The sequence below is a fragment of the Edaphobacter acidisoli genome (genome assembly GCF_014642855.1).
Taxonomy (GTDB): Bacteria; Acidobacteriota; Terriglobia; order Terriglobales; family Acidobacteriaceae; genus Edaphobacter; species Edaphobacter acidisoli.
Map to the genome: position 1 here is coordinate 1,324,685 of NZ_BMJB01000001.1, position 17,839 is coordinate 1,342,523.

The following is a 17,839-nucleotide window of genomic DNA, read 5'->3' on the forward strand; positions in this document are numbered from 1 at the left end:
GCTCTTATAGACTAACGGTTTGGATATAAAGGACGGCAGCATGAATATCGTATTTGCAGCTTCGGAGTGTGCTCCCTGGGCCAAGACCGGCGGATTGGCGGATGTTGTGAGCGCTCTGCCCAAGACGCTGGCAAAGATGGGCCACCGCCCCACGGTGTATCTGCCGTACTACAGGCAGGTGGCGAAGATTGTGCCGAAGCCTCCGGTGACGATTCCGAGCATCACGATACCGTTTCCTGACTACAGCCGCTTTGCCCGCATTCTCGATGGCGGAGAAGCCAACGGCGTCCAGACCTACTTCGTCGATTGTCCCGAGTTGTTCGATCGGGAGAGCTTTTATGCGACGCCTTCGGGCGATTATCCCGACAACGCCGAGCGCTTTGGCCTGCTCAGCCGCGCCATTATCGAGGCGACGAAGATTATCGGCGTGCCGGATGTTTACCACGTACATGATTGGCAGACCTCGATGCTCTCCGTGATGCTGCGGTCTATCTATTACTTCGATCCCGTGCTGCGGCGTGTTCCGGCTGTGCTGACGATCCATAATGCGGGCTACCAGGGCGCGTTTCCTCCGCAGACGATGGAAAAACTGTTGCTGCCCTGGGACATGTTTCGCTTTGACAAGCTGGAGCAGAATGACACGGTGAACTTTCTGAAGGGTGGCATCGTTTATTCGGACGCGATTACGACCGTCAGCAGCAAATATGCGGAGGAGATTCAGACTCCTGAGTTCGGCAACGGGCTCGACGACGCGCTGCGGCAGCGAAAGGCTGACCTCTTCGGCATTCTGAATGGTGTTGACTACAACGAGTGGAATCCGGAGACGGATCCGCTGATTTCGGCACATTACACGCCAGGAAATCTGAAGGGCAAGCAGGAGTGCCGCCGCGATCTGCTCCACGCATTCGGCTTGCAGGGCATCGGCGAGAGCACCGCCGTCATCGGCATTGTCTCGCGCTTCGCTACGCAGAAGGGCTTCGACTTCATCATCGACATCATGGACCGGCTGGTGCAGGAAGATATGGTGCTGGTGATGCTGGGCAGTGGTGAAGAGTATTACGAACGCCTGCTGGTCGAGGTGGCGAACCGCTATCCGGCGAAGGTGCGGGTGCAGGTGAAGTTTGACAATGTGCTGGCGCACAAGATTGAGGCTGGCGCGGACATGTTCCTGATGCCTTCGCGCTATGAGCCAGGCGGGCTGAACCAGATCTACAGCCTGAAGTATGGAACGGTGCCGATTGTTCGCGCTACGGGCGGGCTCGATGACACGATCGATGAGGAACCGAATGGCGGTGGCAACGGATTTAAATTCGAGGGCTACGACTCGAATGCGTTGCTGGACGCAGTGCACCGCGCGCTCGCGACCTTCCGTAATAAGGAAGAATGGACTGCGATGATGAAGCGCGGCATGGCGCAGGACTTCTCGTGGAACAAGCCTGCTGCGGAGTATGTGCGCGTGTATGAACGGGTGATTCAGAACCGTAGCTGAGAATTTAGACTGCTGTTCTTCTTTGCAGCCAATAGTGAACCGGGATTCCCAGAAGGATGATTGCGGTCCCGATGAGCGAGTTGCGTGGCTGGTCGTGGAAAGAAAATACCAGTAGCAGTGCTGCGGCAAGAATGAACAGCGCCGGTACAACCGGGTAACCCCAGACGCTGTATGGGCGCGCTGAGTCCGGCTCGCGTCGGCGGAAGATGAAGATCGTGCTGCAGTTGAGCCCGTAGAAGAGCCACTCAGCGAAAATAGCGAGTGAGAACAGCGCCTGGAATTTTCCGATGAACAGCAACAGCAGCGTCGTCAGGATTGCTTGCAGGACCAGCGATGCTGACGGTGTGTGAAAACGTGGGCTGACGTGCGCGAGCTGCTTGAAGAAGAGGCCGTCACGCGCTGCGGCGAATGGTACGCGCGCGCCGGAGAGCGATGATCCGACAAACGTCGCAGCGATGCTGACGGCCATGCCGAGCGACACCAGCGCTGAGCCCCAGTTGCCCGCGACCACGCGCATCGCGTCGGCTGCGGGGCGGTCGGCGAGGGCGATAGCAGTGGCGGGCATCACATATTGGATGGCTGCGTTCGTCAGCATGTAGAGCACGCCGACGATGGCGACTCCTCCGACGAGCGCGATGGGCATACTGCGCTGCGGCTGCTTCACCTCGCCCGCGAGCGTGACGACGTCGCTCCAGCCATCATAGGCCCACAGTGCGGCAACCAGCGCGATCATGAAGCCGGAGAAGCCTCCGCGCGCGCCGGTAAACTCCGTGGCGAAGTTGTGCCATGCGCCGTGTTGTCCTGCGGCGGCGAAGCAGAAGCCGGCGATGACGACGATCAGCACGCCTTTGAGCCAGGTCAGTACAAGCTGCACGTTGGCGGAGTCGCGTGTGCCGATGATGTTGAGCGCAGTGATGAGCCACGTCACAGCGATAGCGAAGACCTGGCCCCAGTCGAGATGCGCGAACGCTGGACGATAAAACGCGCTGAAGATAGCGAAGGTCGCCAGCACGCGCGCAAGGCCAGCGACGATGGTGGCGAGCGACGCTGGCTTGGCTACGGTAATCTGCGTCCACATATAGAGGAAGCCGGTGAGGTCGCCGTAGGCCTCGCGCAGGAAGGCGTATTCGCCGCCGTACTTCGGGCGGGCGGCGGCGATCTCGGCGTAGGTCATGGCTCCGAAGAGCGAGAGCAGGCCGCCGACGATCCAGACGGTATAGACCAGGCCCGACGAACCGACCGCGGCCATCATCTCGCGCGGAACAAGAAAGATTCCGCTGCCGATGATGATGCCGACGACGATGGACGTCGCGTGCGATGCGTTGAGGACGCGAGGCAGTTCGGCCTGGGTCTGCTTACCTGTTTCCAACTTCATAGGCTCCACGGAGGGTAGCATACCGGTGAGCTAAATGTAGTTTTTGAAGTCGGGCCAGTCGTCGAGGATGTTCTTGCGGCGTCCGCGAGCGAGGTAGATGTTGCGGCGTTCATAGGGCATGGAATATGGGTTGTCCATGCGTCCGGCAATTTGGACCGAGTTGTAATTCTCGCGCATCTCTTCCGGGCTCGCGCCGGTGACGTCGATGACGATCTCGCCGGTCGCGCCGTGCGGCCCCCACAGCCAGTAGTTGTTGTGCCCGCTGATCGCGACCGGCAGGCCGTGACCGAGGAAATTAATCGCGCTGGCTTCGCCGTAGTTCGAACAGATGATGGCCACCTTCTTCTGGTCTTCAGGCGAGAGCGAGTTGTAGATGCGCGTGACCTCGTCGACTTCTTCCTGCCAGCCGAAGCGATCGGCGTAGAACTGTGGCAGCAGGCCGCTGGAGGTGTTTTCTGTGTTGGTGCTCTTCAGATGGAGAGCACTGGCGTACTTCATCCATGCTTGCGGCGTCATGACCGGAATGGCCATGGGCAGAACCAACGCTCCGGTAACAAGCAGAATGGTTTCCAAGATTGGAAAAGCGTAGGCACGGCCGTGCTTCACGGACGTGCGGTTGGCGAAGCGCCGCTCCCAGGCCACGCCGCCAGCCGCGAAGAGGATGGGATATATCGGGATGACGTAGTAGTCCTTGGCGTGAAGGGCCATCATGATGGCGAGGAAGAACAGATATGTCCAGCCGAGCCAGCGCCAACTCTTTGCCGATGGGTTGTGGAGCAGCCAGAACAGGCCGGGAATCCAGATAAGGACCGTCAGCGGATGCAGGTTGGTGATCTGCGCTCCGATGAAGGCAAGCGGTGACAGCATGATGTTTTTGTTTTCGACGCGGCCGTTGTGCAGGAATTCTAGCGTCGGCCAGTGGTTGTGCATCTGCCAGAGCAGGTTGGGGAGTGCGATGAGGATGAGGAGAGCGATTCCGGCGGCGGCCCAGCGATTCAAGAGCAGGCTACGCTGCTTCGTCACCAACAACGCGACTAATAATGCTACGAGGAAGAACGTCATCGACGGCTTGTTGAGCAGGCCAATGCCAGCGGAGAGGCCGAAGAGCAGCCAGAGCTTGTCGCTGCCGCCGCGAACAATGAGGATGAGCGCGAGCAGGCAGGTCATCCAGAACATCGACTCCATCGAGTTCATTGAAAGGAAGCTGTCGAGTGCGAGATACTGGGGCGCGATGAATACACCGATCATGGCCAGTGCCTGCGCGGGCCTTCGTCCTCCGAGCGACCAGGCAAGCAGGCCAGTGAGAAAGATACGCGCCGCGCCGCCTACTGCTGAAAACATGCGAATGCCTGCGAGCGATTGGCCGAAGAGTAACGTCGCCAGTTTTGCCTGAATAGCAACGATGGGGCCTTGGTCGACGTAACCCCAGGCCAGGTGCTGGCCGCAAATGAGGTAGTAGAACTCGTCGCGGAAGTATCCCCAGCCGATGTGGGCCTGCCAGAGGTTTGTCGCTACGTGCAGGGCGAATTTGATGAGGGTGAAGAGGAGCGCGAGGCGCACTGCGGAGCTAAGTGACTCGTCGACGGGACGGACTAAGGTTGTTTGGGCTGCGGACATCGGCACTCCTGAGCGTATTCAGCATCGCATACGTGGCTGATGGCGCGGAAGTTCCGTGTTAGGTCAGCGCTGGATGGTTATACCAATCAGTCGGAGATGATCATGGCCGAAGTGCTCGACATGGGGATGGTCGTAAGGGAGACGAACGGGAGGGACAAGGGGAAGTTGTACTGGACCTTGACTGTGACGAGATTGCCGGTTGAGTTGCATGGGCTAGGCGCAGCCGGGCAAGTGTAACCGGAGGTATAGGAGGTCCAGGTGGGAGTAATGGTCATTTTGGAAGGATCAATCCCTGGATAACCCAGCCCCTTCACATAGTTCTGAATGTCGCCTGTGGATGCGGGACATGCTGATGCCCAGCTCGTACAGGAGTTGCCCCTGACGATGGCGAAGCGTGTGGCTTCGCGTGCTGCTTCGGAGATGTTGTGGTAGGTGTAGAGTGCCAGGCAGATTTCCATAACGCCGAAGATGAAACACAGCAATAGCAGTGCGGAGACAGCCATCTCGACGAGCGTGTTTCCCTGCTCTCCGTTGTGGCGATGCGCGAGCGCTTTGGCCGCCATTTTTCGCACTGTTGTGACGATAGCCATTATTGTTCCGTTCTCATGATTGCCAGTCCGCGCAGCGTGAGCGTGCTGGGAATCCCTGGGAAATGAAACGAGGTGCTGATGGTCGCGGTGGTGTTGACTTGCACGAACTCGTTGATGCGCGCGGGGCTGATGCAGTTCGAACCTGCCGTGACACAGGTAATCGATGTTCCGTCAGAACAGGTGCAGGAGTTGGATTCACTCACGGTCATACCCTGCACGTCGGGAGCCTCCGTGGTAGCTGCGAGCGTGATATTTGCCGTATCGGAGGCGGTGGTATGGCTTTGTGAAGCATAAGCCACCCCAGCTCGCGCAGCATTATTGACTTCTATCGATGCATAAGCGATGCGGCCAACTTCGGCAGCGCCGACAAAGAGCAGAGTAAGCAACGGAACGACGAGGGCAAGCTCCACAAGCGCCTGACCCGCGTCTCCGAGCAGGCTGCGCCGGAGCATTGACATCGTCTTTTTCTTCGCGTATCTCGAGGTCATCGTCTAATCTCCTGCCCACTACTCAACCAGAGTCACTTTTGTCAGCGGCGAAGTGGGAGTGGACTGCGTGTAACTCTGAATGTTGAGGGTTGTGGTCTTGTCGTACATGGTGTTCACAATCAGGTCGGTCGTCATGCTTACGCCGTCATTTTTGTCGCCGCCGCTGTCTTGCAGGAACAGCTCTGCACCGGGCGCCCAGATGATTCCGTCAAGAGTTCCGAAAGAACTGCCGAACTGGAGTTGCATCGCGTTTGTGTTGGCCAGAGGCTGCATCAACACGATGCCGTTATAAGTACCAGTCGTCGGCGCGGTAAGGTTGATTGTCGTGCCGGTATTTACTCCCAGGCTGCCGCTGTTGATGTCGAGAGTCGTACCGAAGGGTGTAGTGGCGGTGGACGATGTCACGTTGCCGAGAGTCACGTTGCCGGTGAATACGTAGGTTCCCGGATTCAAAGTCACATTATTCAAGGTGACATTGCCGCTGTAGCACACGGTGCCACCGTTGGTAGGGCCGATCGTCGCAGTATTGGGAAGTGGTACGCAACTTAACGAGGAGGGATTCGGCGGAGTCAGGCCACCGAGCGGATCACTGACGGGGGCGATTCCCTTGACTGGGGTTGGATTGCTATCTCCAGTTTGGCCGCAATCTCCGCCGGCAACGCCGACCGAACCGGCCACCAGAGATCCGCCAGCACCGGTAAATTGCAGCGCACAAGGATCAGTCGAGTTCACGATAACACCGCAATTGGGAGCATTAAAGTTGAACGATCCTTGCAGTTGCATCGCCTTTGCTCCTGAAGAGGCCAACACGTAAACACAACCGTAGGCTGCGCCTCCGTTGTAGGCCACAGCCCTGGTTTTGACTGTGAGAGAGTTGAAATTAAACAGGTTCATGAAGAGCGTGGGCTCCACCTGCGAGGCAATGACCTCCACATAATTTGGATTGTTCGCATGCGGGCCCAGGGATGGAGGATTATTGACAACAATGGTTGCCCCATTGGCGCCATTTGTCATGCCATTCTGCGCCGATGCTGCGTTGGCCGCAGAGGAGACGTCGCCGTAGCTGATCTCAAGCGCGCCGGCAATGGCTGCGGCATCGGCAGCCGTCTGGGTGATGCGCTTGGTGCGCATCATGATGCCGACATCGGCAGCCAGCGCCGAGAAGCCCAGCAGAATGGTCATGCTGAGGACCGTAATAACTAGAGCCTGCCCATTTTCTTCGCGCAATGCTTTCATGGCGTCTCCTCCAGACAATGCCTGACTGACGCGCCTTTCAGGCGATGATCTGCGCGAGACGCGACCAGTACTACGTAGCCCTGCTCCGACAGAAGCTGATCGAGGAATCTTTCGAGCGCCTTTTTACCCACCGGCTTGCTTGAGAGAGCCTCGCTCTGCCGGGCGTCCTGAGGTTCCGACTGGATGAACGAGAGGCCTACACCGTTCTCACCCAGCCGGACAACCTTCGTTTGGACGGCAATATACAACTCGGAGGTGGAGCCCGCAACCGCAGCTTTTTGCAAGGTCATGGTGATGATGGTGCCCGGGTGCCAGCGCTCCCTGGTCAATAGATAGAAGCCTGTGGAACTAATGTTTTGAACCTGATGCGGAGCAGAGGTTGTGCCCTCCCAGTAGTAGGCGACCAGCCCGGGTGCGGCATGGCGGGCCGCGCCACGGTGGTCGGAGGAAAACATGCGGGAGAACCAGCTCCTTTGCGCGCTCATGTGTTCTCCTTCATTGCGGCTGCCCCCGGAGATGTGTCACAGCCGCGCTGCTCAAGCGGCTGGCCATCTCTTCGATCGCGCAGATCAGCAGCTGATCGCCAGGCTGGGTCTGCGAAGAGTAGATCGTGTGGGTGGGCAACTCCAACACGCTGGCGGCATGTGCGCGAATAGGCGCAATGCGGAATCGCGGAAAGTGCTCGACGGTTTCGATGACGCAGAACTTCTCATCCAGATAAATCAGATCAAGCGGAAACAAGACGCCTACCGTGTGGACGCCACAAGATGGCACCACCCACAGTCCTTCGTCGAAACGAAGCTTTAAGCGCCCAATTAACCCCTTAAGGCGAGAGAACGTTGTATCAGCCGGAGCAACTCCCAGGCTGAGAAAACATTCACGCGTCTGGTTATATACGCAGTAGGTCTGTTTACCCATCTCACTTCCCTGTCCAAACAATCTCTTAGGAGCAGGCCCCAGCGTACGCAACGCTTGCGCCGCTGAGGGGCCCCGGTACCTGCATGAATCAAAAGCTGTTTAGTTGATCCGCTTGCGACGGCGCTGGATCAGAATGACAAGCACAACAACTGCGAGAACCGCACACACAACCCGAATAATGCTTATAGTGTCCACGTCTTTTTCTCCCTTCCTACTTTTGTTTATTGAAAGTACGTTTTCATGTTTTCCATGATGGTGATAGCCGCAGGACCAAGCGTGACCAGAAAGAGCGAAGGAAAGATGAAGAGTACCAACGGGAAAACGAGTTTGACCGTAGTCTTTGCCGCTTGCTCTTCGATCATCTGACGACGCTGGGTCCTGAGGGTGTCGGAATGAACGCGCAACGTTTTGGCGATGCTCGTTCCAAATTTTTCGGTCTGGACAAGCACCGAAACTAAGTTGCGAACGTTTTCGACGTTGGAGCGCTCTGCAAAGTGCCGCCAGGCGTCTGCACGCGGGCAGCCTGCGCGTTGCTCGAGCACAACGAGATTCAACTCGTCGCAGATATCCGGATGTGCAACGTCAAGTTCTTGTGCGGTGCGAGCGGTGGCCTGATCGAGGCTAAGACCGGCTTCGACGCAGATGACAAGCATGTCAAGCACATCTGGAAGACCTCGACGAATATTGCCTTGCCGTTTGGAGATTCGGTTTCCCAGCCAAAAGTCTGGCAGGAGGAATCCCAACCCCAGAGCCACGATGCAAACAAAGAACGGGCTGTAGTGAACGAGCCCTGTGGCGAATGAAATGACGCAGAGAATAATTGGGACCAACACCTTTGCGCCATAAAAATAGTTAACGGCCGATTCCTTCCGATATCCCGCACGGATAAGACGCTGCTGTACGACGGAGACCTCTTCCTTGCTCTTGGGAATAATGGTCTCGAATCGCTGGACTACGCCGCCGAGAGCAGAACCTGTCTGTTGGATCGTGCTGCGAACCCCCGGTTGTTCAGTGCGCGGCGCGACAACCTGAGTGAGGCGCTGGATCATAGCCTCCCGGTAAAAAAGGATGAGGCCGCCACTGGCGATCAGCAGAAAGATGATGAAGAATGTAACGGCCGCGAATCCCATAACTCACCTTTAAACATCCATGTTGACGATCTTGCGAATTACGAAAGCTCCCAGAGCGGTCAGGGTGCCCGATGCGTAGAGCAGCTTGATGCCGATGGGACGCTTCCACAGAAGGCTCATCGTCTCCGGATTGATCATGTAGAGCCCAATGCCCAGAACGATCGGCAGGACGGAGAGAATCCAACCCGTCAAACGTCCCTGCGCCGTGTGCACACGTACCTGCCTACGCAGACGGAACCGTTCGCGGATGATGTAGGAGGATTTGTCGAAGACCTCTGCCAGATTGCCTCCGCTGTCCTTCTGGATCAGGATGGCCGTGACGATAATCTTCAGGTCCTGCAGGGGGACGCGAGTGGTCAGGTTCGTCATGGCGGTCTTGAGCTCGAGACCGTAGTTCTGCTCGTCAAAGCAGATGCGAAGCTCTTTGCCGATGGGATCTGGCGACTCGTTGGCCGCAAGATCGAGCGCAGAGATGAGGCTGTGCCCGGCACGAAGAGCACCCACCATCAGATCAAGCGTCTCGGGCAATCCCTGCTCAAACTTGTCGAAGCGCGCAGTGCGCTTGTGCAGAACAAAGACGAAGGGCATCACACTGAGCGCCAGGCCCATGAGCAGCGAGAAAAGAACAGTCCCGGTTCTGAGGTAGATCAGATAGGCCGGAATGGCAAAACAAGCAATGCACATCAATATCAGCGTGCCGGCGGTCCACTTAAGATCGGCCTGATAAAGAAGCAGGCGCAGGCGCGGTGCAATGTCCTGTTTCAACAATAGGCGATTGAGCCATGGCACGGAACTGAGCAGCTCTTGTTTGCGGACATCGACGATCTGGTCTGTTGTTTTGAAGTCAGCAGTAGCTAATGCCGCATGCAGCGTGGAGATTGTTCGCTCAGCCTGATTGGGCGTGCCGACGTTACTGGCGATCAGAAGCAGTGCCGCGATGATGAAGATTCCAACGAAGACAAGCACCAAAAGCAATAACATAACTGCACCGCTGCCTTTCTCAGTTCACTTCCAGGGCATGCTCGAACATGCTTCCCGGCAGCATGATTCCAGTGGTCCGAATCTGTTCCAGGAACTTCGGCCTGATACGCGTCGGCTGGAACACACCGATGACCCTGCCGTCTGGTCCAATCCCTTTCTTTTCGAAGGCAAAGATCTCGTGCATGCTGATAATGCCTTCTTCCATGCCTGTAATCTCGGAGATGCTCATGACCCTGCGCGAGCCGTCGCTCAAGCGCGAGGCCTGCACGACGATGGCGATGGCAGAGGCCATCTGCTGGCGTACTGTTCGCTCTGGCAGGTTGAGGTTGGTCATGGCGACCATCGATTCCAACCTGGAGAGCGCATCCCTAGGAGTGTTGGCATGGATGGTCGTCATGGATCCTTCATGTCCGGTGTTCATCGCCTGCAGCATGTCGAAGGCTTCCTCGCCACGCACCTCGCCGAGGATGATCCGATCGGGACGCATACGGAGGCTGTTGATGAGCAGTTGGCGCTGGCGGATAGCGCCTTGCCCTTCCACATTGGGCGGGCGAGTTTCGAGCCGCACAATATTTTCCTGGGCGAGTTGCAGTTCTGCAGCGTCTTCGATGGTGACGATGCGCTCGCTCTGCGGAATGTAGTGGGAAAGAATATTGAGCAGTGTGGTCTTGCCTGCGCCTGTGCCACCTGAGATGAGAATGCTGATGCGCGCTCGCACGGCTGCCGCAAGCAGCTCCATCATCTCCGGCGAGATGCTCTTGAGTTCGACCAGTTGATTGGCAACAAGTGGGCCTGTGCCGAAGCGCCGGATCGACAAGGCGGGGCCATCGAGCGCCAATGGAGGAATAATGGCGTTGACGCGGGAACCATCCGGTAGGCGTGCATCGACCATCGGCGACGATTCATCCACGCGGCGGCCCACGCGGGAGACGATGCGGTCGATGATCTGCATCAGGTGGCGGTCGTCTCGGAAGCAGGAGTCTACTCGCGAGAGGACGCCGCCTTTCTCGATATAGATGCTGTCTTTGCCATTGACGAGAATGTCGGAGACGGCTGCGTCGCGTAGCAGAGGCTCAAGCGGTCCGAGACCAAACACCTCATCGAGCAGATCGGTGCGAACTTTTTCCTGCTCGCTAAGACTCAGCGGCACACGCTGGGTCCCGATAATCTCACCGATCATGCTGGAGACAGCGTGGCGCGCCTGATTGTTGTTGATGCGCGACAGCTTCTCGAGGTCCAGCTTAGGGATCAGGGCCCGGTGAATTTCGGCTTTGAATTGTTCAATGTTCAGTGGTTCCACGGCATGCCCCCGCTATCCAAACAAGCTGAATTTCCTTTTTTTGTCAGGAACGGCAGGCAGTCCGCATGCTGTCCTGGCCATCTGGCGAATGATTTCGGCAACGGGCGATTCTCCCTGCGCGAGCGGAGTGGCCGTGTTTTGCGCGCGCTGGACGGCGCGGTAATCACTTGGAATCTTCCAGGTGACAGGCCGTGTGAGCGCCTTGGTGATGTTTTCCTCGTCAATGCCCACCGAGCTTGGCGCATAGCGGTTGAGCACGATCTCGAGCCTGGGACCAAGTGGAGCGAAGACCTCGGAGATCATACGATTCGCGTTGCGAAGTTCCGAGATGCTGACCTGCGCGATGAAGTAAACAGTTGTCGCGCCTTCAAGCAGCGACTTGTTGATCCTGGTGCTCGATCCTGCGTCGACGACGACGTAATCGAAGTCCTGACGGGCGACTGTGAGCAGCTTGGCGATTGCCTCATCCGATGCGTTGATCGGCGTGTATTGGTCCGGCGCCGAGAGCACGGATAATCCTGAGCTATGCTTGGCGAGCATGGTCGAAAGGAAGTGCGAATCGAGGCGGCTGATGTTCTGAAGCGCATTCACAGTCGAGAACTGCGATGTGATCCCAAGATCGAGCGCGGCCGCTCCGAGAGGAAGATCGAGGTCCAGCAACAAGGTGCTGTGGCTCGACTCACGTGCCAGCGAGATGGCAAAGTTTCCCGCAACTGTGCTGACACCCGACCCTCCCTTGGCACCAGCAAACACGAGCAGCTTGCCGAGTGCCTTCTTCGAGGGCTTCTTAACGGGGCGGCGGACTGATGCGCGCACGAGGGCTTCAGCAATAGTGCTCGCAGCAATGGGCTGGATGAGAAATTCACGAGCACCCGCCCTCATACAGCGAACAAGCAGTTCGGGGTCAGACTGTCTGGAGTAAACCATTACAGTTACGGAGCTGTTGCCACAGATGTGCTCGACGAGGTCAAGCGCCCGCTCCTGGTCGCTGTCGAGATCGACAATGATGACGTCGTAGCCGGCGTCGAGCAACTGGGGAACATCGTCCAGCTGGGGATACGCCGAAAATTCGCGCGTCACACTGGCCTGCGACCCGGCAAGTACCATGGCGACGGCCTGTCTGCGCTGCTGCTCGGGGCCAATCAGCGCCACGGAGAGCACATGAACGTTCAACGCATCCGGACCTTGTGCATAGGTTGACATCACAGGCTCACCATTTCCCCGTGTTTGCGAATGCCCCGGTGCTTGAACTGTTGTCGCCATACTTGTTGTGAAGTAGCCATGTTGCCTACTTCCTCCTCAGTGCGAAAAAAAAGAGATCAGCGTTCCAATCGCAATAGCCGGTGCGTATGGCATCTTGCGCTTTTGGGGATTGTTGAGATTTATTGCCGGGTCAGGGCGCAATCCCCGCTTCGCAGCCCCGAAGATGAAGTCCGACGTACCTTGAAACAGCTCCCCGATGAAGCCTCCTGCAACAGCCCAACCGATGGCCATGATCCCGCCGACGATCCCAGTAAGAACAAGGGCAAGCAGCAACTGCTGGGGCCCAATCCAGGCCCCGATGGCGGCGCAAAGTTTGACATCGCCCATGCCCATGCCGCCCATCACGAAAAGAATCCCAAACAAGGCTGCTCCCGTTGCCACGCCTGCGAGACTGTGGCCGAGCCCATGCCATCCATGCATCCACGTGGAGACGCCAATACCTGCCACAAGAAACGGCAGCACCAGCCAGTTCGGAATGCGCCGGCTGTGCAGATCCGTCACGGTCGCAATGGCAAGAACGGCGAAAGTCGGCCACCAGGCGATGGAATGCATACGAAGACTCTTTCCCCCTTTTCAGGGCATACCGTACGAGTGCAATTCGTTGTCCAAATAGGGGAAAGCAGCAGAACTGCATGAATCCAAACGGCTAGACAGAGTCCACACGTGGTCAGTGTGAACGGCTGTTTACAGGGGTGATTGAAGAGTGACGCTGCGCATATACACCGGGTTCAGGAGAAAGGCCAAGGTCGGGGAACAGGAGGGGGAGATCGGCAACAGGACCGGTGACAAAATCCTGGTCGTTGAGGCGGACCGTTCGCAGATCCCCGGGCGGAAGATGGGCTTCGAACTTCTTCAGATACTCCTGATACTCCGCGCCCTTTGCGGGCAGCGGGAAAATTACGAAGCGAGTGCAGGAGGTAGAGGGTAACTGTGCCAGCAATCCAGTATCGCGCTGATGCATGACGAAGATCCGGTTGCCAATCCGTAGGTGCGCCACCGGATAGGCAATTGTCAGATAGTCCGGCAGATAGTAGGCTGCGTGGCGGTAGCCAAGAAAGTGCGAATCGAAGGCGACGATCAGCGTGTTGCCGGGCGTGCCTAGCCTGGGCAGACTGGTACGAACGCTCTCCAGTTCAGCCTCAAATTGCCGCACCGATCGATAGGAACAGTAGAACGGAGAAGCGACAAAAATCGCTGTATTGATTAGAGCGCAGAGGACGATCATAGCCATCTTCAGCGGCTTCGACCACCTGGCATTTTGATACCACTGATCGGCCCAGTACCCTAACCAGATACAGGCGGGCGCGGAGAGCAACAACAGGTAGCCGCTGTTCACAAACCTCAGATAGCCGAAGGTAAAAAAACAGAGAGCTGGAACGATCCAGATAAGGGTAAATATCCTCTTGTCGCGATCTGCGGAAACCGATCGATAACGCGCTGCAATAGGCACCACTGAAGCCGCTCCGAAGCACAGGAGATAGATGAAAACAATGGTGATAGCGCGCACTATGGAGTTGGCCGGCGATGAGTTGAAGACCGTTCCCTTCGATGGCACCATGAGCCACAGTGAAGTCAGCGATTCAAAGTAGGATCTCGCTCCCCCACTGGCGACGATCATGGGAATAAACCAAGCGAGAGTCGCTAGCAACAGCGCAAGCATTCCTTTGAGCAACTTTCCTGTCGCCGCCTTGCGCAAAGAAAACAAGAGCAGTGGGGCGAGAAAAAGTAGAGACGACGGACGGACTCCGGCAGCCACGCCTAGAACGATCCCGGCGGGGATGATGAAGGTCTCTCTGCCGTTATCGATCTGCCAAAAGAGATAACCGCAGAGCGCAGAGAAGAACGCCTCAACGATGTACGTCAGCGCAACCGTACCGTGGAACCAGACAAGAGGAGAAAACAAAAAAAGGATGCCTGCAAATACAGCTGCACTCGGGCCAAACCAATCCCGGGCAAGCACATAGATGACGGTAACCGCTGCGCAACTGGCAACGATGCTGAGAACAACCAGCGCCAAATTGGCATCGTGAAATAAGAGATTGAATAGACGCCCGGCGCAGATGTACAGGAAATAACCGGGAGGATGCGGCTGATGCACTCGCGGGTCAAAGCGCTGCATTGCCAGGGCAAAGTTGACCGAATCGACGTCGTACAGGGAATGACTTCGAAAGAGAAAACGGGTAATGGCCACAGATCCCGCAAGGATAAGCGGGACTAAGTTTGGTCGGGACCTCATGCTGAGTCAGGCAGCAAGTAGCGTACCATCTACAAATCTATGGCGAAGCTACATAGAAGGTAACCTCAATAACCAGGTAAAACGATTACTGAAAGCACTTTTCTGGAAGCTTTTCTAGTAAGTGACTAGATTTTCATAGACATTCACTGCTCAATTTGCTATCACTACAACCCTGATGTGCAAACTTTTGCCTTCTTCCACTAAAGGAGCAAAGAAGCAAGAGAAGATTCGAACGCCCTCCCCGATGAATGTGAACTACCCGTTGTCTGGTCTCAACGTGAAGTGAGGAGTGGCTTCATATGGTGCGGATCGGGTTGTACTCAGAAGATCGAAAGCTGCAGCAAGTCCTGACATCTGCTCTCGGCAAGGAATTCCAGGTTGCGCTGGAGCATGAGGAAGGCAATATACACGCAATGATCGCAGCAGGTGACTGTGATGTTGTGCTTCTGGACCTGGACTCAAACGATAAGACTTTGAAGCAACGCATCGCTCACTGCCGGAAATTCGCGGAATCACAGGTCCCTACAGTCATCATTGCAGACGATGGAATGCGCACGCTAGCGGCGGAATTAGTTCGCCTGGGCGCATTCAACTATTGCCGCAAGCCACCATCCATACGAGAACTGAAAGCGATGCTGCTGCGCGCTCATGAAAGGTGCTCGCTCAAACGAGAATTGCGCACAGCGAGGGAGCGCCTGGAAGAAGCCAGCCGTTGCGATCAGATTATTGGATCCAGTCCGCAGATGCAGCAGGTATATGATCTCGTGCGACGCGTTGCCGACCTGAACGCCTCAGTGCTAGTCACGGGTGAGAGCGGTACAGGAAAAGAGCTCATAGCCAGAGCAATCCACAACCTGGGATCTCATGCCAACCACCCATTTGTCGCTGTCTGCTGCGGAGCTATACCTGAAACGTTGATCGAAGCTGAGCTATTCGGCCATGAAAAAGGAGCGTTCACAGGAACCGTCGGCTCCCGGGAAGGATATCTGGAACAGGCCGGCGAAGGAACGTTGCTGCTTGATGAAATCGGCGAGTTAAGCCCAGCCACGCAGGTAAAGCTACTGCGTGTCTTGCAGCAGCGCGAGTTCAGCCGTTTGGGAAGCAATAAGCTGATCCCTCTCCGGGCCCGTCTTATTTTTGCGACGCATGCCGATCTGGCCGATTTGGTCGCACAAGGAAAGTTTCGGCTTGATCTGTATTACCGCATCAATGTCATCAAAGTTGCTGCTCCTCCGCTTCAGGAACGCGTAGAAGACATTCCCCTTATCGCCATGCACTTCTTGCGGCAATACTCTGAGCAGTACCAGAAATTCGTCGGAGACATTCAGCCGAGTGCCATGGCACTATTACAGGCATATTCCTGGCCTGGCAATGTACGTGAATTGGAAAACGTCATTCAACGCGCCATTGTTGTAGCTTCTGGAGATACCATTCGAACGGAAGACCTGCCGCTGAACATACAAAGCGAGAGTGTCCTCAATATTGACGACTTCCATCCTATAAACTCGTTTGAGCGACAACTCCGCGACTATAAAGTCAAGCTCGCTGAGACTGCGATCCGCGACAACCACGGCAACAAAACGCTGGCCGCGCGCAGCCTAAACATTTCGAGGGCCTATCTGCATAGGCTCATTCGTCTAGCCGAACATTCAGAACCAGATGAGCCGGCAAGCGAACAGGAGAACCTGGACCTGGAGTCGGCTTGAGTATTGCACCTCCAATAGCGGGGTCTGCCAGCACTACTACTGGCGCCCTGCGAAAAGGCGCATCCTTTCCTGTCGCAGTGGGAGCTCTGCTCATTGTCCTCAGTGTGTTGACGGTACGTTCTCGCTTCAACGATCCGGATATGTGGTGGCACCTGAAGACCGGTGAAATAATCTGGACCACACACAGCGTTCCCACCGCGGATCTGTTCTCTTATACAACCGACCATCATGCGTGGGTACCGCATGAGTGGTTGTCTCAGGTGTTGATCTACACCGCTTACAAATGGAATGGTTACTCCGGTCTTATGCTCTGGCTGTGTTCATTTGCAGCTCTGCTGCTTGTGGCCAGTTACATCCTATGCTCGCTGTACTCTGGGAACCCTAAGACTGCATTTATAGGGGCGTTGACGGTGTGGTTCTTTGCCACAATCGGGTTCTCAGTCAGGCCGCAGATGATCGGCTACCTGCTTTTAGTTCTTGAATTAATGTTGATACATCTTGGCCACACCCGCAGTCCGCGATGGTTCTATTGGCTGCCGCCCCTGTTCGTAGTTTGGGTCAACTGCCACGGCTCATTCTTTCTAGGAATCATTGTTCTTGGGATATTCCTCGTCTGCTCATTTTTTCATTTCCGCGCAGGAGCGCTCGTCGCTTCGCAGGTGAAACCAAAGAGTCGGTTGACTTTAATACTGTCATTTCTCATTTCAATCGGTGTGCTCTTTTTCAGCCCCGGAGGATTAAAACAGGTTCTCTATCCGCTAAACACGATGCTCTATCAGCCTATCAATCTTAGCCAGATAGAGGAGTGGGGGCCACTGCAGCTAAATGATCCGCGGGCGCTTGTTTTGTTTGGAATTCTGGGATGCCTGTTCCTGGTATTTCTCTTTCGCCGATCAGAACTATTCCTACATGAGTTGTTGTTACTCGCCATGGGGACGGAATTAGCTATCACTCACAGCCGAATGCTCTTTGCATTCGGCATCCTGGTCTCCCCGATGTTGTCTCGTTTGCTCTCAAAATCCTGGGACAACTACGATGCTGCTCACGACCACCCACTTATGAATACCGTGATAATCAGTGCTGCTCTACTGATTGCCGTGATCGCATTTCCGTCAAAAGCTCAGCTCGCATCGCAAGTCGGCAGTAGTAATCCCGTAGGGGCTGTGACGTACATCAAGAGCCATGATCTTTCGGGAAATATGTTGAACGCCTATCGCTTCGGAGGATACCTGATATGGGCACTTCCCGAGCATCCTGTCTTTATTGATGGTCGCGCCGACTTATATGAATGGGCTGGCGTCCTGGGAGACTTTGCACAATGGGCTTCCCTTCAAAGGCCACCGAACGACCTGCTCGATAAGTACCAGGTCAGCTTTTGTCTGCTTGAACGCCATTCTCCAATGGTCCAGGTGATGCATTTGCTTCCGCAATGGAAGGAAGCATACTCAGACAACATCTCTGTTATTTTCGTTCGATCATCTCATTAATCTGCTGTAATCTGCGCTTCTGC

General features: G+C 56.1%; 16 protein-coding genes. 3 read left to right on the forward strand and 13 right to left on the reverse strand.

Annotated features, from left to right (window positions below; genetic code table 11):
- Positions 1 to 40: 40 nt before the first annotated feature.
- Complete coding sequence (gene glgA / locus IEX36_RS05370) at positions 41 to 1,489, forward strand: glycogen synthase GlgA (protein WP_188758244.1); 1,449 nt, start codon at positions 41 to 43, stop codon at positions 1,487 to 1,489.
- 4 nt (positions 1,490 to 1,493) lie between these two features.
- Here glgA and IEX36_RS05375 read toward each other — a convergent pair whose 3' ends face one another.
- From IEX36_RS05375 to IEX36_RS05435, 13 genes are all read right to left on the reverse strand, one after another.
- Positions 1,494 to 2,864 carry an APC family permease gene (locus IEX36_RS05375; protein ID WP_188758245.1) on the reverse strand — a complete coding sequence of 457 codons (1,371 nt, stop codon included), beginning with the start codon at positions 2,862 to 2,864 and terminating at the stop codon, positions 1,494 to 1,496.
- A 30-nt stretch (positions 2,865 to 2,894) separates the two neighbouring features.
- The gene (locus tag IEX36_RS05380) at positions 2,895 to 4,481 is read right to left on the reverse strand and encodes an ArnT family glycosyltransferase (protein ID WP_188758246.1); all 1,587 of its coding nucleotides are present in this window, start codon (positions 4,479 to 4,481) and stop codon (positions 2,895 to 2,897) included.
- 86 nt (positions 4,482 to 4,567) lie between these two features.
- Positions 4,568 to 5,071 carry a TadE/TadG family type IV pilus assembly protein gene (locus IEX36_RS05385; RefSeq protein WP_188758247.1) on the reverse strand — a complete coding sequence of 168 codons (504 nt, stop codon included), beginning with the start codon at positions 5,069 to 5,071 and terminating at the stop codon, positions 4,568 to 4,570.
- On the reverse strand, positions 5,071 to 5,559 hold the full coding sequence (locus tag IEX36_RS05390) for a TadE/TadG family type IV pilus assembly protein (protein ID WP_229668736.1): 489 nt from the start codon (positions 5,557 to 5,559) through the stop codon (positions 5,071 to 5,073). The genes IEX36_RS05385 and IEX36_RS05390 overlap by 1 nt, the downstream gene beginning before the upstream one ends.
- Before the next feature lie 18 nt (positions 5,560 to 5,577).
- Entirely contained in the window at positions 5,578 to 6,795 is a 1,218-nt protein-coding gene (locus tag IEX36_RS05395; RefSeq protein WP_188758248.1) for a pilus assembly protein TadG-related protein, read from the reverse strand.
- The gene (locus tag IEX36_RS05400; RefSeq protein ID WP_188758249.1) at positions 6,792 to 7,280 is read right to left on the reverse strand and encodes a PilZ domain-containing protein; all 489 of its coding nucleotides are present in this window, start codon (positions 7,278 to 7,280) and stop codon (positions 6,792 to 6,794) included. The genes IEX36_RS05395 and IEX36_RS05400 overlap by 4 nt, the downstream gene beginning before the upstream one ends.
- A 10-nt stretch (positions 7,281 to 7,290) precedes the next feature.
- A complete protein-coding gene (locus IEX36_RS05405; protein ID WP_188758250.1) occupies positions 7,291 to 7,713 on the reverse strand; it encodes a DUF192 domain-containing protein in 423 nt (140 codons plus the stop codon).
- Positions 7,714 to 7,934: 221 nt separating this feature from the next.
- On the reverse strand, positions 7,935 to 8,843 hold the full coding sequence (locus tag IEX36_RS05410) for a type II secretion system F family protein (protein ID WP_188758251.1): 909 nt from the start codon (positions 8,841 to 8,843) through the stop codon (positions 7,935 to 7,937).
- Positions 8,844 to 8,852: 9 nt separating this feature from the next.
- Complete coding sequence (locus IEX36_RS05415) at positions 8,853 to 9,824, reverse strand: type II secretion system F family protein (protein WP_188758252.1); 972 nt, start codon at positions 9,822 to 9,824, stop codon at positions 8,853 to 8,855.
- 19 nt (positions 9,825 to 9,843) lie between these two features.
- Positions 9,844 to 11,124 (reverse strand): TadA family conjugal transfer-associated ATPase, encoded by a 1,281-nt coding sequence (locus IEX36_RS05420; protein WP_188758253.1) that lies wholly within the window; start codon positions 11,122 to 11,124, stop codon positions 9,844 to 9,846.
- A 12-nt stretch (positions 11,125 to 11,136) separates the two neighbouring features.
- Positions 11,137 to 12,327, reverse strand: coding sequence for a CpaE/TadZ family protein (locus tag IEX36_RS05425; protein WP_188758254.1), 1,191 nt, complete (start codon positions 12,325 to 12,327; stop codon positions 11,137 to 11,139).
- A 96-nt stretch (positions 12,328 to 12,423) separates the two neighbouring features.
- On the reverse strand, positions 12,424 to 12,939 hold the full coding sequence (locus tag IEX36_RS05430; RefSeq protein ID WP_188758255.1) for an A24 family peptidase: 516 nt from the start codon (positions 12,937 to 12,939) through the stop codon (positions 12,424 to 12,426).
- A 115-nt stretch (positions 12,940 to 13,054) separates the two neighbouring features.
- Entirely contained in the window at positions 13,055 to 14,578 is a 1,524-nt protein-coding gene (locus IEX36_RS05435) for an ArnT family glycosyltransferase (protein ID WP_229668737.1), read from the reverse strand.
- A gap of 344 nt (positions 14,579 to 14,922) precedes the next feature.
- Here IEX36_RS05435 and IEX36_RS05440 point away from each other — a divergent pair, with 344 nt between their 5' ends.
- Both IEX36_RS05440 and IEX36_RS05445 read left to right on the forward strand, forming a co-directional pair.
- Positions 14,923 to 16,329, forward strand: a complete 1,407-nt coding sequence (locus IEX36_RS05440) for a sigma-54 dependent transcriptional regulator (protein WP_188758257.1) — start codon at positions 14,923 to 14,925, stop codon at positions 16,327 to 16,329.
- Positions 16,326 to 17,816 (forward strand): hypothetical protein, encoded by a 1,491-nt coding sequence (locus IEX36_RS05445; protein ID WP_188758258.1) that lies wholly within the window; start codon positions 16,326 to 16,328, stop codon positions 17,814 to 17,816. The genes IEX36_RS05440 and IEX36_RS05445 overlap by 4 nt, the downstream gene beginning before the upstream one ends.
- Positions 17,817 to 17,839 lie beyond the last annotated feature (23 nt).